We start from the raw sequence: 15,963 nt of genomic DNA on the forward strand, positions 1-15,963 counted from the left end.
TAATGTTGAGGTTGTTAAATTTCTTAGGTCCCCATCGTCTAGAGGCCTAGGACACCTCCCTTTCACGGAGGCGACCGGGGTTCGAATCCCCGTGGGGACGCCAAAAATCACTTACGTGATTTCTAGCTTTAAATTCAAAGTATTTAGAAAAGCAATATGTCGTCATCTGTCGCACCAAGGTGCTTCCTTTATTGTTTTTTTTGATGCTATCTTAATAGCCTTTGTACATAAAAACCTCAGGGATTTTTCCGTGAGGTTAAATGCGTTTGTGCTGCGGCCTAGGCAGTATTATCATCTGTAGGTGACGCGTTATCACATGAGTAGCCTGTGCTGATCAACTTGAACAATCCCTGCAGTGGCTAGTCATTCAACCTTACCCAAACAAGGAAACAACATGAGAAAATTATTAGTCACTATCCAAGTGGAGTTAGATATTCCTGAAAGCTGGGATTTGGTCGAGCATCCAGACCAGGTGCAAGCGATTAAAATGGACGATGGGCAATACATGCACATGAGCTTTTTGCCGATGTTGACCAGAGACTTCACTGAAGAGGCTGAGTGGTCTAGCGAATGTTCTGAGGCGTTTACCGAGAAAGTATTAGATATGGTCGCCGATGAAGAAGTCTATATGAAGCTTGAAACGCACTAAAAGGTGACTGTCGTTTAGTCAACATCATAAAAAAGCCCGGCACTGCCGGGCTTGTTATTTCTGTCATTGCTTGGATTTATCCGCGGATATTACTTTGCGCAGAAAACTGCGATAACTCGACATAGGGTTGTGGCTGCCAACCTGCTGCGCGATGCTCTGCGACGACATTGGTAAAGATGCCGCCACGCACATAAAATTTGGCAGTGACGCGCATGAATTTTGGATCAATCGCGCTGACCAGATCATCTAGAATTTGATTGGTCACGGCTTCATGAAAGCAGCCTTCGTCGCGGAATGACCACATATATAGCTTCAGGCTTTTTAATTCCACACACAGCTTGTTAGGAATATAGTCCAAGTAAATGATGGCAAAGTCTGGCTGACCGGTTTTTGGGCACAGGCAGGTGAATTCAGGGATTTCCATGTGAATATGGAAATCACGGTGAGGATTCGGGTTATCAAAGGTTTCCAGTGTTTTCACTGGTTGGGCTGTCGGTTTGCCGCCAAGTAAATGTTCGTTCATCGCACTCATGTTTATTGATGGTTTCTGGGTAAAAATGGGTATTATAACGCTTAAGCAATCATTCAAATTCTTATAAGCGTTTTTCTTACTTTGCGTCTGACACATTTAAAACTTGCGGGGTTCAAGTCTTTTGTCGATCCGACCACCATACATCTGCACGGGCAGCGTGTGGGCGTGGTCGGCCCCAATGGCTGTGGCAAATCAAATGTCATGGAGTCGGTACGCTGGGTGCTGGGGGAATCCTCCGCCAGGGAAATGCGTGCAGATGCCATGGATGCCGTGATTTTTAACGGCTCGGCTAACCGTAAACCGATCTCCCGTGCCAGTGTTGAGCTGATTTTTGATAATAGTCTTGGCGGTGCCCATGGCGAATGGAGCCAATATGCCGAGATTGCCGTCAAGCGTGTGATCGAGCGCGATAAAGGCTCTACGTATTACATCAATAATATGGCGGTGCGTAGACGTGATGTTGCCGATTTATTTTTAGGCACTGGTCTAGGCGGCCGTGCCTATGCCATCATCGGCCAAAACACCATTTCTCGCATTGTTGAGGCCAGGCCAGAAGAGCTACGCGTGTTTCTGGAAGAAGCGGCTGGCATTAGCAAGTATAAAGAGCGTCGGCGTGAGACTGAGTTACGGCTGCGTGATACCCGCGAAAACCTTGAACGCGTAGAAGATATTTCGCGTGAAATGAACAAGCAGATTATCAAGCTGGAGGCGCAAGCGCTGGTCACACAGAACTTTCATGCTTTGCAGCAAGCGCACCAATTAGCCGAGGCGCAATGGTGGTGGTTACGCAAGCGCGATGCCGTGCTGGCGCATGAGGCGGCCTCACAGGTCGTTGAGCAAGCGGTGAATGCGCTTGAGGCGCAAATGGCTGGTTTACGCAATCACGAGTTGCAGCTTGAGCAGGCGCGCCAGCAGCATCAAGAAACTTCAAGCCAGTTGCACGCTGCACAAGCGGCATTTTATGAAGTGAATTCGCAGGTGTCTCACCTTGGCTTACAGGTCAAGCAGTCTGAAGAGGCAAGGGATCGCTTGTTGCAAGAGCAGCAGCAATTATTGCGGCAGATGGAGCATAGAAGCCAGCAACAGCAACAATTAAACAGTCAGCTCACTGAAAAAACAGCAGCCTTGGCCAGCGCTGCAGGTGCCGTGGAGCAGCATGTGCTGCATTTGCACACTTTGCAGCAAGGCTTGCCTGAACAGGCGAGCCAGTTACAGGCCATTCAGCAAGTGGCGAATCAGGCGCAGCAGGCGGTACAGCAGAGCCGTCAGCAGATGCAGCTTGAACAGAATAATGTGAATTTTATCCAACGCAACCTGACCGACGTCACGCAACGCCAGCAGCAATTGCAGCAAGAGCTAGGGCAGTGGGCATTGCCGGACATGCAGGCCTTGGATGTGCTTCAGCAGCAGCTTGCTGAGCAGCAATCGGCTTTACAGCATGAGGAGTCGCAATTGACGCTGTTGCGGGCAGAAGAAGCCGCGCAACAGCAGGCATTGCAAGAGGCGCGTCATCGCTGGCAACAGGCGCAACGTGCCTTACATCAGCAAGAGGCCGAAATTCAGTCGCTGCACAAGTTACAGCAAAGCATCAAGCAGGATCAGCAACTCGGGCCATGGCTGCAGAAAACAGGCATGCAATCGGCGCCGCGACTATGGCAGGCCATACAGATCGCTAGCCAATGGCAACCTGCGCTGGAGGCATTTCTGGGACATAAACTCAATGCCTTATTGCCGGAAACGCTCAGCGACTGGTCGCAATTGCCACATCCGCAAGCCGCGCTGGCGGTGGCCCAAGCCGCATCAGCGACAGAAGCCTTGCCAACGCAATGGCACGATTTACCTAGTTTATACAGCTTGTTGACGATTAAGCAGGCAGAGGCATCAGCTGCTTTGCAGCACTGGCTGGCGGGCATCTATGTGCTGGAGGATGTACAACAGCTAGCGCGCTATCAATCCCAGTTGCCAGTGGGCGTGAGTTTGCTGACCAAGAGCGGTGATGTTTACCAACGCCATAGCGCTGTGTTTCATGGTCGACAAAATCAAATACAGGGTGTGCTTGAGCGGCAGCAGCAATTGGATACCCTGCAAGTGCACTTTAGTGAGTCGCAGGCAGCTGTGACGGCTGCGCAGCAGCAGGTGCAATTGCTTGAGGCCAGCTTGCAAGCGGCTCGCCAGCAACAACAACACAGTCACCAGCGTATCAAGCAAATCACGGCCAGTATGCATGATACGCAAATGCAGGTGTCACGCCTGCAACAGGCTTATGACAATGCTGTGCGTCGACAGACGGCCTTACAGCAAGACATGGCTCAGACTGAAAGCCGCCACACCGCTTTGAGCGCAGAAATTGCGCAAGTACAAGCCAGCGTGATGCATCACCAGTCACAGTTTGCCGGGCTTGAGCACGCCGCGCGCGAAGCGCAGACACATAAACAACAAGCCGAGCAGGCTTATTTTAACTTGCGTGAAACGGTGCAACAGGCGGAAAAAGCGCATCAGGCGCAAGTGTTTGAGCAAACCTTACTGAGCAATACGGTCGCTGATTTGCAGCAACGCCTAACGCAAAATGAGCAAGAACATCAACACTTGCAGCACCGCCTGGTTGAGACCGAGCAGGCCTTGGCGATTAGTAATATGGAGGCGCTCAAGGCCAATTTGGCACATGCGTTAACGCAGCAGCATGTGTGCGAGCAAGCGCTGGCGCAAGCGCGCAACACCTTTGGTGAGCAAGAAGATGCTTTACAGGCGCTGGAGCGTCAGCGCTTGCAAGTCGAGCAGCAACTGCATCCGCTTAGAGACGCTCTGGAGCTAAAGCGCCTCAAGCAGCAAGAGTGCCGTTTGCAGGTCGAGCAATGTCAGTCTGCCTTGGCGGATACCGGGATGGATGAAGCGCTTATACAACAAGGCCTGGATATGTCAGGCACCGTGCAGGCTCTGGCGCAAACCACGCAAAAGTTACAGCAACAGATCCAACAGTTGGGCCCGGTGAATATGGCGGCCATTGAAGAACTGGCAGTTGAAAAAGAGCGCAAGGGCTATCTGGATAGCCAGCTTAAAGATTTGCTGACGGCGAGTGAAACGCTGGATGAAGCGATACAGAAAATAGACCGTGAAACACGTGGCAAACTGCGCGCAACCTACGATGCGGCCAACCGCAATTTTGGTGAGTTGTTCCAGACGTTATTTAACGGGGGCAATGCCAAGCTGGAACTGTTGGGAGATGAAATTTTGGATACCGGCGTGCAGGTATTTGCGCAGCCGCCTGGCAAAAAGAACACCACCATACAATTACTTTCTGGTGGCGAAAAAGCACTGACGGCGATGGCGCTGGTGTTTGCCTTGTTTAGATTAAATCCGGCGCCTTTTTGCCTGATGGACGAAGTGGATGCACCGCTGGATGACAGTAACACCGAGCGTTTCTGCCAGTTGGTGCGCGTGATGTCGGAAAAAACCCAGTTTCTGTTTGTGTCGCACAACAAAATCACCATGGAGATGTCACAACAGTTAATTGGGGTCACCATGCAAGAGTCTGGCGTATCGCGCATTGTCGATGTGGATATCGACGAGGCAATACGCATGCATGCGGCTTAATGTCAGTTTTGTTGTATCATTATGCAAGCGTTATTAAGGATTGTAAGGTCACATGTCTGATTTGTGGATGATATTGGTGTTGCTTGGGGTCAGCATCGTTCTGGCAGTGGTAGTTTTTAACTGGTGGCAGGAAAAAAAATATCGCAGAGATGTTGAATATCGTTTTAGCCATACCCGTGGTGATGTGTTGGATAGCGATGCTGCCGCGGTGAAAACTGCCGATGTTGCTCAAGCCGATGGCCAGAAAAAATCGCCGCTTAAAAAAGCCGATACCGATCAACGCGTGGTATCAGAAGACGTCGAAGGCTGGATGTCTGAGCCGCGCGTGCGCCAGTCAACCCAGTCAACCAAGATTGAGCCAGATTTCACTGTGGGTGAGTCAGCCAAAACAAAAATTAATGCTGCGACCACCGCTAGTTTTGATAAAAATGGCCTGAATTTACACAAACAGCCAGCGCAGCCACCTGCAAAGTCAACGGTGACGCCGTTGAAACCTGAGCCTGCAAAAACAGAACCCGCCAAAATTGAGCCCATCATTACTGCAAAGCCAGAGGTAAACGCCCCGGTTGCGCAATCTTTCGATGAGCCAGCTCCGGTGTTTGAACAACCAGTGTTGGACTTTCCAACCGCAGAAGAAGTTGTTACAGCGGAAGATGAGCCGCCATTGCCAGTGGCCGTGCATCCTTCTATGGATTGGATCGGCTTGATTGATGCGCCATTGGGCGTGATGCTGGCAGAACTAGAAGATATGCAAGCCGAAGTCAGAACCTTTCCTCAACATGCGGGCTTGTGGGCGCAAAGTTCGACCACGGGCGACTGGCAGGATGTGCTTGCACTGGATGCAAAAGCGTTGCAAGACCAAATACCCGCCAGCCAGGTTGCCTGCAGCTTGCAACTAGCTGACCGAGGTGGCCCGGTCGATGAGGAGACACTCAAGCGTTTCCAAAAGTCTATGGAAACCCTGGCGCGTTCGCTCGGCCTCACTGTGAACTGGCAAGGCGGCTATGAGCCCTCTACGCAGGCACAGTCTATCGATGCATTTTGTATCGAGGTGGATAAAGCGGTTGAGTTTCATGTGCTGGCCAATCAGGGCATGTTTCATGCCACCAAATTACGCGGACTGGCTGAAGCGTGCGGCATGGAATTAAGTGCGGATGGCCGTTTTGAGTGTTTTAATGCAGATGGTCAGCTTGCGTTTAGTGTACGCAACTACGAAGGCAAACCGTTTTCGGCCGAGATGCTGAAAACAGCAGTGATGACTGGCGTGACTTTTCAGCTGGATATCCCAACCACCCCAAATAATTTGCAAGTGTTTGACCATATGGTTGACATTGCTACCAGTATGGCGAGTAGCCTCAGTGCGAGCATGATTGATGTCAACCGCAAGGCCATCGGTGAGACGCAACTGGACAAAATTCGTCAGCAATTAAACAATATTTCTAAAGCCATGGCGGCACAAGGCATCATGCCTGGCAGCAGTCACGCCAAACGCCTGTTCTCCTGATCTTATGTCCGTTCCACAAGCTGCGCTGCATTTACAACAGCTCAAGCAACGCATTGCCGAATACGATTATCACTATTATGTGCTCGATGCACCACTGGTGAGTGATAGTGAATACGATGGCATTTTCCGTGAACTGCTAGCGCTTGAGCAGCAATATCCTGAACTGATTACATCAGACTCACCTAGCCAGCGGGTGGGTGGTCTGGCCTTGTCCGCGTTTGATAGTGTGCAGCATCGGCAAGCCATGCTCTCACTCAATAACGCGTTTAGCGACGAAGAGCTGGATGCTTTTGATCGCCGCGTGCGCGAAGGCACCGATCAACCGCAAGTAGAATACGCAGTTGAACCGAAATTCGACGGCCTGGCGATTACCCTGACTTACGAACACGGTGTGTTTGTGCAAGGGGCGACGCGTGGTGATGGGTATACCGGCGAAAATGTCACACATAACCTGAAAACCATCCGTGCGATTCCTAGTCGCTTAAACATGGTGCAGCCGCCAGCCTTGCTTGAGGTGCGCGGCGAAGTGCTGATGCTGAAAAAAGACTTTGAAAAGCTCAATCAACAACAAGCCGCCGCGGGCGCCAAACTATTTGCCAACCCACGCAATGCCGCAGCAGGCAGTTTGCGTCAGCTAGACTCGAATATCACCGCCAAGCGGCCTTTGCATTTCTTCGCCTATGGCCTGGGTGCCAGCGAGGGCGTGCCTGCCTTGCATTCACATGCTGAGGCTATGCAATATCTGGCCGATTTACGTTTCCCTGTTTCTGCCTTACGTGGTGTAAAAACTGGCGCACAAGGCCTGCGAGACTACTATGCCGAGATCGGTGCCAAGCGCAGCAGCCTGCCATTTGATATTGATGGCGTGGTATACAAAGTCAATGCTTTTGCCTTACAAGACGCGCTAGGCTTTGTGTCGCGGGCGCCGCGCTGGGCCATTGCACACAAGTTTCCGGCTCAAGAGGCCATTACGGTAGTAGAAGACATCACCGTACAAGTCGGCCGTACGGGCGCGATTACGCCAGTGGCGCGCCTGAAGCCGGTTTTTGTGGGCGGCGTCACAGTCACCAATGCCACTTTGCACAATGAAGATGAATTGCGCCGCAAGGACATTCATATCGGTGACACAGTCATTGTGAGGCGGGCAGGGGACGTCATCCCAGAAGTCGTGTCTGCCAAGCCTGAATTACGCCCGGCAGATGCTCGTGTCTTTGTCATGCCTGCAAGCTGCCCAGAGTGTGGCTCACACGTGGTGCGGCCTCAGGATGAAGCCGTAGCGCGCTGTACTGGCGGCCTGATTTGCCCGGCACAACGCAAACAGGCGATTACGCATTTTGCCTCTCGCCGCGCCATGGATATTGAGGGCCTCGGTGAAAAGCTGGTCGATCAACTGGTCGAGCGTGATCTGGTACATCACCTGGATGATGTGTATCGCTTGAGCCTGCCCGTATTAAGTGCGTTAGAGCGCATGGCTGAGAAATCTGCGCAGAATGTGCTGGCGGCCATTGAGAAAAGCAAACAAGCCACTTTGCCGCGGTTTATTTATGCGCTAGGCATCCGCAATGTCGGTGAGGCAACAGCCAAAGACCTGGCGCAGCATTTCGGTAATCTCGATGATTTAATGACAGCAGACGTGGAAGCACTGATGCAAGTCAACGACGTCGGCCCGATTGTGGCGGAAGGCGCTTACCAGTTCTTTCAGGAGCCGCACAACCGTGAAGTCATTGCCGCCATGCGTGCACTGGGGGTGCATTGGGCCGATATCACCAAAACGACCGCATCAGCCACTTTTGCCGGAAAAACCTTTGTGCTCACCGGCACCTTGCCGTCACTCAAGCGTGACCAGGCACAAGCCATGATTGAAGCCGTTGGTGGAAAAGTCAGTGGCAGTGTCTCGGCCAAAACCAGTTATGTGGTGGCCGGAGCAGAAGCCGGTAGCAAGCTGGAAAAAGCACTACAACTCAATGTGCCAGTGCTGGACGAGGCTGCTTTGCTCGCCCTGCTGCAAGCCTCTGCACCGTCCTCAGGCGTGACTGAAGAGACCGAACAATTAGCGACACCAACGCCATCAACCCAGCCGGATTTATTCTAAAATGTACTTAAAAACCACTTTAATATTAATTTTTAATTGTCTGATTATTAATGAGTCTTTGGCTAAAGATGCCGCGTTAGAGTCTTGTGATACGGCGCTGCGCAACCGCCAATATGCGCAAGCCATTCAAATGGCTGAAAAGCACGCGAATCAGGCAGAATTTTGGCTATGTAAGGGCCGCGCACAGTCTGGTTTGGCACAAAACGCTGCCGCGCAACAAAGTTTTAAACAAGCGATTAGCCTAAAGCCAGAAGGGCTAGACCTGATTTCTGCCCACATGCTGCTAGGCAACGCTCAGCTTGAAGCCAAAGTGCATGAAGCGGCGATCGATAGCTATCAACAAGCGCTCAAATTCAGTGAGCAGCAAAATATGCGCCGCTACACCCGTATTGCGCACAACCTGATTGGCGAAGCCTATTTTGACCTTGGCCAATATGCACAAGCCCTTAACGCGTTTGAAAACGGCGAAAAACTAGCCATGAACGATGACGAGCGCGCAGATAGCCACATCCATGAAGCCATGGCCTACCAGCAACTGCAACAAGCTGACAAAGCGATTGAGTACCAGCTCAAAGGCGTGATGATGCTCCGCAAGTCAGGTACGCCTGACCAGTATGCAGAAGCCAGCCTGACGTTGGGTAAACTGTTTGCCGAGAAAAAAGACTACGCCAGCGCAGACAAAACCTATCAACGCCTGATGGAATACGCCCACGACAACGGCGGTGACTTCTATGAAGCAAAAACTTCGATTTACTGGGCAGAAAGCAAGCGTGCACAAGGCGATACATCTGGCGCACAGCAGTTAATGCAACAAGCTGAAACCATGGCGGCCAGGTTAAAAGATGCTGAGTTAGATGCGTTGCTGCTGAAAGCAAAATAGCTAAGTATTTATCTAGTTAAGGCTAAATGTGCGAGGTTAAGCGATGTTTGTTTAATTGCGTGAGCCATTCATAGTGGATATCGGCAGCACGCAACGACCAAACATCAATTCCCGCAATTAAAAGATTTACCTTTTCTCACGAATCCCCTGTAAGGTTTTCCTGTCATACGCGACTAACACGTACAAGCAATCACTTAGACTGGAAACGCTATGCTACTGGATAACAATCGCCGCAATCCTAGCGGTATTTTGCCCTCAGAGATCACGCCACAAGCCTTGTTTGAGCAGCGTCGCACGGTGCTGAAAGCGGCTGGTGCAGCGGCGGCGAGCCTGCTGTTGCCCACGCAAGCCTATGCGGCGCAAACGCTGGACTTTCAAAAGACCGCCTATGGCAAAGAAGAAAAACTAACCAGTTTTGAGGATGTGACCAGTTATAACAATTACTATGAATTTGGCACCGGCAAAGAAGACCCAGCGCGTGAAGCTGTGTTGCTTAAACCAACGCCATGGACACTCAAGATTGAAGGCGCAGTGAAGCAGAATAAAACCATTGGCATTGAGCAATTGATGAAGCTGGCGCCGCTAGAGGAGCGGATTTACCGCATGCGTTGTGTCGAGGGCTGGTCTATGGTGATTCCCTGGGTGGGATTGCCATTAAAGGCATTGATTGACTGGGCGCAGCCGACAGGCAATGCCAAATATATTGAGTTTATTTCTTATAATGACCCGCGACATATGCCAGGCGCGCGTATTCCGGTGTTGGATTGGCCTTATGTTGAGGGGCTGCGTATGGATGAAGCCATGCAGCCGTTAACCATTCTGGCGGTCGGCTTGTATGGCAAAGTGTTGCCTAACCAAAACGGTGCGCCTGTGCGTCTGGTGGTGCCTTGGAAATATGGCTTTAAAGGCGCCAAAGCGATTAGTACGATTCGCTTTGTTGAGCACATGCCGCATACCAGCTGGGTGAAAGCTGGCGCGCGTGAATATGGTTTTTATGCCAATGTGAACCCGTCGGTGGATCATCCGCGCTGGACACAGTCCTCAGAAAAACGAATCGGCTCAGGCTTGTTTGCCGGACGCATTAAAACCAGAATGTTTAATGGCTACGATGAAGTGGGGCAGTTATATGCCGGCATGGATTTACAGAAAAACTTTTAGCATGGGATTGTCACAGCGACTCTCTGCGATCTCTCCCAAAACTTGCATTCGCTGGCTCAAAGCGATGATTTGGCTGGGCGCGCTGGTGCCAGTGTTGCGCTTGGTTTATTTGGGCGTGAGCGACGGTCTGGGGGCGAACCCGGTTGAATTTATTGAACGCTCAACCGGCACCTGGGCATTGGTTTTTTTATTGGTGTCGTTGAGTATCACGCCGCTGCGGCAATTGACGCAACAAGCATGGCTGATTGCCGTGCGCCGCTTGCTAGGCTTGTGGATGTTTGCTTATGCCTGTTTGCATGTGACTAGTTATTTGTGGCTGGATTACCAGTTTGACTGGGCAGACATTGTGAAAGACATTATTAAGCACCCTTATGTGCTGGTTGGCGCCGCCGCTTTGCTGCTGACGGTGCCTTTGGCAGCCACGTCTAACCAGCAAGCGATCCGTATGCTCAAGCAGCGCTGGAAAAGCCTGCACAAACTGGTGTATGTGATTGCTATTTTAGCTTTGCTGCACTTTTGGTGGTTGGTGAAAAAAGATGTGACTGAGCCTGTTATTTACAGTGTGGTTTTTGCGCTATTGATTGTTTTGCGCTGGCCATTATTGTCTAAAAAATAGACTGCCTTGTCCGGCGGACAATACGCGAAAATGCTGATTTTAAGACATGTTGTCACATCAATGTGACGGTTGCCGATGACAGTTGTTAATGTCTAGGTTTTGACAGCAATTTATCTTGACACCAATTTGCTTTTTGACACATTATCGCAAAGATAAATGGGAGCAGTCATGCCAGATTGACTCCCAACTACAATTCCCAGGGGGTGTGGCTTCTTAACAACCGATGAGCAGAGCGCGCTCCGTTGTCGGCAGTTAGATTTTGCACTGCGGTTGTGAAAGTTTGCGATGTCTATAGTCAATCTCATGCCAGGTGCAGTGGCGCTGGCAGACCATGTTTTGAACGTTTCACCGGAGCCAGGTGTTTCATTAAGCCTCTCCTCTCCTTTAGACCTGCTCGCTGCTTTAGATCAGTGGCGTTCACTGGTCGATGATTCCGCTTTTTATCTTGGCGTAGAAACAAATAGTGCGGGCGAATGCCTGAGGGTGTTGGCTGGTGATCTCATTGAGTCGGCAGATGACTTTTGGTCTCGTCTGCCACGGCTGACGCATGACCCGATTAAAGCCATTTTGTCACAACCCTCACCTCAAGTCGGCCAGCGCGTGTTACAGATTGCCTGTGATGAAGGCCAAAGCCGTTGGTTGGAGTGTCGTGTCTATTATTGCCGTATCAACACAGGCGAGTTACGCAGCCTGCTACTGGTGCGAGAGACCACCCATGAACACCTGTCGCTCTTGGCCTTTCAACAAGAAAAATTAAGGGCGGTTGCTTATGAGCGCTTTAACTTTTCTATTCTTGAATTGATCCTGAAGGAACAAGACACCGTTAAGGTGTTAGAAAAAATCGTGCGTGACATTGAGGCGATGCACAAAGATGTCTATTGCGCGATGGTCTTAACCGAAAATCTCGGCAAATTGGTACAGACTGTGATTGCGCCATCGCTACCGCCTGCCTTGCTGCAAACACTGCGCCAGTTACAGTTGCAGGCGGGCAATGGCTCCCTGGCAACCTCAATTGCCATGAAGCAGCGCGTGATTGTCGAAAACGTAATGACACACCCTTATTGGGTCAATCATCGTGAGGCTGCGTTTGCTTCTGGTGTACAGGCTGGCTGGTCAGAGCCTATCTTAAACGCCGATGGCGAAGTACTGGGCGCGTTTGCACTGTATTATCGCCAACCGCAAACTCCGAGTGCGCTTGAACAGTCGCTAATAGAGCAGGCAGCCAAGCTGATGAGTATTGTCGTGGATAGACACCTGTCACAAGAGTCTATACAAAGCCTGGCTTACCTAGAGCCGGTGACGGGCCTGCCTAACCGCAAACGGGTCTATGAGGTTTTGCAGCAATTGCGCAGCCAGCCTGTGGTAGGCGGCGAGCATTGGGGGCTGATATACATAGACCTCGATCATTTTAAATGGATTAATGAGGCGCATGGCCATACTGTAGGCAATATCTTGCTGCAACAGGTGGCCGAGCGCCTGCAAAAAGTGGCTGAGGCACACTTTATTGCCTGTATGGGCGGTGACGAGTTTCTAGTGTTGTTGTCTGGCCTGGCAACCCCGGCTGATAAGGCCTTGCAGCAGTTGTGGGCCATGCAGCACAAATTGCAAAAGGCGCTTGAGCGACCGTTTAAAATCGGCAGCCAAAAGCTGCCAATCACCGCTAGCATGGGTTTATGCAGCTTTGATACGCTGACCTCTGGCGACAAAGACTATGTAAAGGCCGCAGATATCGCCATGCACAAGGCCAAGCAGGCTGGGCGCAACCACGCCTGCCTTTATGAGCCAGGCATGCAAACTGAAATTGCAACACAAGTGATGCTTGAAGCGGAATTGCGCGAAGCCATTGCCCAACAGCAATTACGTTTGCATTATCAAGTCCAGGTTGACCATACCGGTCGCCCGTTTGGCGCTGAGGTGTTGCTCAGATGGCAGCATCCGCAGCGTGGCATGATTTCACCGCTGCAGTTTATTGGTGTGGCTGAAACCAGTGGCTTGATTATTGAAATTGGTATGTGGGTGCTCGACCAGGCTTGCGCGCAAATCGCGCTCTGGCAACAATCATTAAAAACACGTGAGCTGAGTTTGTCGGTGAATATCAGCGCGCGCCAGTTCTCCCAGGCTAACTTTATTGCCATGGTCAAAGCCTGCATCCAGCGCCATCAGATTAATCCGAATGCATTGCGGTTAGAGCTCACTGAAAGCGTATTGCTGGAAAATGTCGATGATGCGGTGCGCGTGATGGCCGAACTCAGTCAGATCGGCATTCAGTTCTCGCTTGATGACTTTGGTACCGGTTACTCTTCTTTGCAATACCTCAAAAAACTACCGTTGTATCAGCTTAAAATTGACCGCTCATTCGTCAATGATATTGTTACCGACAGCCATGACCGCACGATTGTCCGCACGATTATCGCCATGGCGCAAAGCATGTATCTGAGCGTGATTGCGGAAGGGGTAGAGACCCAGGAACAGATGGAGCTGTTGTTGAATAACGGTTGTCGCCGCTATCAAGGCTTTTTGTTCGGCAAACCCTTGCCCATTGAACAATTCAACACCTGGCTGCAGGACGCGCTGACTTAAGGTGGGGTGTTACCGGGCGTCGCCGCGGTTGGTGGCGCAAGCTCAGGAGCTGGCGTTGTATCAATAGACTCTGCTGTTAGCTCTTGCCGGGTGGCGATATTGCTGGTTTGTTGGGCACTGCTTTCAGCGGTTAACACACGTATGGTGATGCGGGTATTGAGCGCTTGCGCCAATGCGTTATCGCTGCTGGAGACTGGCTTGGTATCTGCTATGCCTATCGCGGTCAGTTGTTTGCTGGCAATGCCTTGTGCCACCAGACTGGCAGCAATATGCGCGGCTTGTGCGGCAGTCAGTTCCCAGCGTTTGCTATCGGCATTGGCCTCTCCACTAAATAGCTGTTTATCACTATGGCCTTCGACCTGTAGGGTACGGTATTCATTTTTAAGCTGTGCACTCAGGGCGTTTAAGACAGGCAGCGCCTGTGCAGAATATGTGGCCTGGTTGCCACTAAACAGCAAGCTGCTTTGAATATCTACTTCAACCCCGCGCTCAGACTGGTAAACCGTCACCAATTTTTGCTCAACCCAAGGCATGAGCGCATGGGCGATTTGTCTGCCAATCGCACGTACTTTTTCCTGGTCACGCTGTTTCTTTTCCTGATACAAATAACTGAGGGGCAGGGGCTTGAGTACCGCGCTCTGGTTTTGCAGCGTGGCTTGCGATTGCGCCTCAGGCGTATTTGTCTCGCCTGGCTTGCCTTGAAAAGCCGTCACAACGGCACTGGAAAGCGCCCGGTATTTATTCAGGTTGATGGTCGAGGTGGCATACATCACCACAAAAAAAGCAAACAGCAGGGTGATAAAGTCAGCGTAAGAGATCAGCCAACGTTCGTGGCTTTCATCGTCTTCGTCCAGCTTGCGGCGTCTATACATCACGATTCTCGCAAGTGCAGATATGATTCCAGGCGCTCAGTAACCAGTTTCGGGTTGTCACCACGGGCAATCGACACCCAGGCATTCAGCAACATCTCGCGCCTGGACATTTCGTGTTGAATATGACCTTTTAATTTGTTTGAAATCGGCAGAAACACCAGGTTAGCCAAGGCGACGCCATAAATAGTCGCGACAAACGCCACGGCAATGCCGCTGCCAATTTTGGCCGGGTCAGACAGGTTTTCCATGACATGAATCAGGCCCAATACTGCGCCCAAAATACCCACGGTGGGTGCATAACCGCCCGCAGCCGACCAGATTTTGGCAGCTTCTCGTTCTTGCAGTTCGTAGTAATACATATCAATCGCGCAGACTTCACGGATGCGGTCGGGTGGGGTGCCATCTACCAGCAGTTGCAAGCCTTTGCGTACAAACGGGTCTTGCTCGCGTTTGATATAACTTTCCAGGGATAACACGCTTTCTTTGCGCGCCTGCAGGCTCCATTGGTTAATTTTAATGGCGAGTTTTTTTCTGTCGTCTTGTGGGTGCACAAATACCAGACGCAGCATGCGGATGCCTTTGATAAACAACTTGAGTTCGGTTTGCAGTAGCACGGCGCCGGTGGTGCCTAAAATCACCACGGCAAACGCGGCGGGCTGCATCAACGAGTTGAGACGACCGCCATCAATGAGTTGCCCAAAGACCAGCCCAGCCAGCGCAATGACCAGCCCGGCGATACTGCCCCAATCCATCAGGCCACTCCGGTCCAGGACTTATCACGCATAGACGCACGCAAACGGGCCACTGCCTGGCTATGCAACTGGCAGACACGTGATTCTGAGACGCTCATAATGGCGCCGATTTCTTTGAGGTTGAGCTCTTGCTCGTAATACAGGCCCATAAGCATTTTTTCACGCTCGGGCAAGTGGTCAATCGAATCAATCAATGCTTCGCGGAAATCACTTTCCAGCAATGATTTGACCGGATCACTGGTGTCGTCATCGACATAGCGGTCAAGAAAGTGCTCGCCGCCATCGTCATCCTGAAAATCTTCGTAGTAAATCAGCTGGTGACCCTGGCAGTCGCTCAAGACATCATAGTAGTCCTCGAGCGTGAAATTCATGTGCTTGGCAATTTCAGATTCGGTCGGTGGGCGACCATGCTTTTGTTCCAGCTGTTGCACGGCCACCTCAATATCGCGCATGTTTTTGCGTATGCCGCGTGGCAGCCAGTCGGCACCGCGCAACTCATCGAGCATGGCACCACGCACACGCTGTGAGGCATAGGTTTCAAATTGCGCGCCGTGATTATCCTCGTAACGCTGAATGGCATCCATCAGACCGATCATACCGGCTTGCACCAGGTCATCGAGCTCGACACAAGAGGGCAGCTTGGCTTTTAACTGATAAGCCATTTTTTTGACCAAGCCGCTATGCTGTTTCAGCATCTGGTCTGTATTGTTAGTCTTGCCTTTAGCGGTATACATGTT

Annotated in this window: 12 protein-coding genes and 1 tRNA gene; 9 read left to right on the top strand and 4 right to left on the bottom strand. The window is 51.2% G+C overall.

The annotated features are described in order from the left end of the window. Positions 1–27: 27 nt before the first annotated feature. Positions 28–103, top strand: a tRNA-Glu gene (locus E6Q52_RS00130). A 291-nt stretch (positions 104–394) separates the two neighbouring features. Next, positions 395–649, top strand: coding sequence for a hypothetical protein (locus E6Q52_RS00135; protein WP_292817162.1), 255 nt, complete (start codon positions 395–397; stop codon positions 647–649). Between the two features lie 76 nt (positions 650–725). On the opposite strand, the gene queF is transcribed toward E6Q52_RS00135, so the two are convergent. Then, complete coding sequence (queF, locus tag E6Q52_RS00140) at positions 726–1,172, bottom strand: preQ(1) synthase (RefSeq protein ID WP_292817164.1); 447 nt, start codon at positions 1,170–1,172, stop codon at positions 726–728. A 90-nt stretch (positions 1,173–1,262) separates the two neighbouring features. Between queF and smc the strand changes: the two genes are divergently transcribed. The 7 genes from smc to E6Q52_RS00175 all read left to right on the top strand — a co-directional run bounded on the left by smc (position 1,263) and on the right by E6Q52_RS00175 (position 13,602). Then, positions 1,263–4,772: a chromosome segregation protein SMC gene (gene smc / locus E6Q52_RS00145; protein ID WP_292817166.1), complete on the top strand. Its 3,510-nt coding sequence runs from the start codon at positions 1,263–1,265 to the stop codon at positions 4,770–4,772. Positions 4,773–4,824: 52 nt separating this feature from the next. Beyond that, positions 4,825–6,276 carry a cell division protein ZipA C-terminal FtsZ-binding domain-containing protein gene (locus E6Q52_RS00150; RefSeq protein ID WP_292817168.1) on the top strand — a complete coding sequence of 484 codons (1,452 nt, stop codon included), beginning with the start codon at positions 4,825–4,827 and terminating at the stop codon, positions 6,274–6,276. A gap of 4 nt (positions 6,277–6,280) precedes the next feature. After that, the gene (gene ligA, locus E6Q52_RS00155) at positions 6,281–8,368 is read left to right on the top strand and encodes an NAD-dependent DNA ligase LigA (RefSeq protein WP_292817170.1); all 2,088 of its coding nucleotides are present in this window, start codon (positions 6,281–6,283) and stop codon (positions 8,366–8,368) included. A 58-nt stretch (positions 8,369–8,426) separates the two neighbouring features. After that, positions 8,427–9,248: a tetratricopeptide repeat protein gene (locus E6Q52_RS00160; protein ID WP_292817172.1), complete on the top strand. Its 822-nt coding sequence runs from the start codon at positions 8,427–8,429 to the stop codon at positions 9,246–9,248. A gap of 210 nt (positions 9,249–9,458) precedes the next feature. Beyond that, positions 9,459–10,406, top strand: coding sequence for a protein-methionine-sulfoxide reductase catalytic subunit MsrP (gene msrP, locus E6Q52_RS00165; RefSeq protein WP_292817174.1), 948 nt, complete (start codon positions 9,459–9,461; stop codon positions 10,404–10,406). Position 10,407: 1 nt separating this feature from the next. Beyond that, a complete protein-coding gene (locus tag E6Q52_RS00170) occupies positions 10,408–11,022 on the top strand; it encodes a sulfite oxidase heme-binding subunit YedZ (protein ID WP_292817176.1) in 615 nt (204 codons plus the stop codon). Positions 11,023–11,307: 285 nt separating this feature from the next. After that, complete coding sequence (locus tag E6Q52_RS00175; RefSeq protein WP_292817178.1) at positions 11,308–13,602, top strand: bifunctional diguanylate cyclase/phosphodiesterase; 2,295 nt, start codon at positions 11,308–11,310, stop codon at positions 13,600–13,602. Here the strand turns inward: E6Q52_RS00175 and E6Q52_RS00180 are convergent. From E6Q52_RS00180 to E6Q52_RS00190, 3 genes are read right to left on the bottom strand one after another with little or no spacing between them, the layout of a single operon-like run. Beyond that, the gene (locus tag E6Q52_RS00180) at positions 13,599–14,474 is read right to left on the bottom strand and encodes a flagellar motor protein MotB (protein WP_292817179.1); all 876 of its coding nucleotides are present in this window, start codon (positions 14,472–14,474) and stop codon (positions 13,599–13,601) included. The genes E6Q52_RS00175 and E6Q52_RS00180 overlap by 4 nt on opposite strands. Continuing rightward, positions 14,474–15,226 (bottom strand): flagellar motor protein, encoded by a 753-nt coding sequence (locus tag E6Q52_RS00185; RefSeq protein ID WP_292817181.1) that lies wholly within the window; start codon positions 15,224–15,226, stop codon positions 14,474–14,476. Before E6Q52_RS00185 ends, E6Q52_RS00180 begins: the two co-directional genes overlap by 1 nt. After that, entirely contained in the window at positions 15,226–15,960 is a 735-nt protein-coding gene (locus E6Q52_RS00190; protein ID WP_292817183.1) for an RNA polymerase sigma factor FliA, read from the bottom strand. The genes E6Q52_RS00185 and E6Q52_RS00190 overlap by 1 nt, the downstream gene beginning before the upstream one ends. Positions 15,961–15,963: the final 3 nt, after the last annotated feature.

The organism is Methylophilus sp. (assembly GCF_008015755.1).
Classification (GTDB): domain Bacteria; phylum Pseudomonadota; class Gammaproteobacteria; order Burkholderiales; family Methylophilaceae; genus Methylophilus.

Bases quoted from the DNA above. Each gene is read 5' to 3' on its own strand.
- E6Q52_RS00170 (WP_292817176.1), top strand. From the start codon at position 10,408: ATGGGATTGTCACAGCGACTCTCTGCGATCTCTCCCAAAACTTGCATT.
- queF (WP_292817164.1), bottom strand. From the start codon at position 1,172: ATGAACGAACATTTACTTGGCGGCAAACCGACAGCCCAACCAGTGAAA.
- E6Q52_RS00180 (WP_292817179.1), bottom strand. From the start codon at position 14,474: ATGTATAGACGCCGCAAGCTGGACGAAGACGATGAAAGCCACGAACGT.
- E6Q52_RS00175 (WP_292817178.1), top strand. From the start codon at position 11,308: ATGTCTATAGTCAATCTCATGCCAGGTGCAGTGGCGCTGGCAGACCAT.
- E6Q52_RS00185 (WP_292817181.1), bottom strand. From the start codon at position 15,226: ATGGATTGGGGCAGTATCGCCGGGCTGGTCATTGCGCTGGCTGGGCTG.
- E6Q52_RS00190 (WP_292817183.1), bottom strand. From the start codon at position 15,960: ATGTATACCGCTAAAGGCAAGACTAACAATACAGACCAGATGCTGAAA.
- E6Q52_RS00150 (WP_292817168.1), top strand. From the start codon at position 4,825: ATGTCTGATTTGTGGATGATATTGGTGTTGCTTGGGGTCAGCATCGTT.
- ligA (WP_292817170.1), top strand. From the start codon at position 6,281: ATGTCCGTTCCACAAGCTGCGCTGCATTTACAACAGCTCAAGCAACGC.
- E6Q52_RS00135 (WP_292817162.1), top strand. From the start codon at position 395: ATGAGAAAATTATTAGTCACTATCCAAGTGGAGTTAGATATTCCTGAA.
- msrP (WP_292817174.1), top strand. From the start codon at position 9,459: ATGCTACTGGATAACAATCGCCGCAATCCTAGCGGTATTTTGCCCTCA.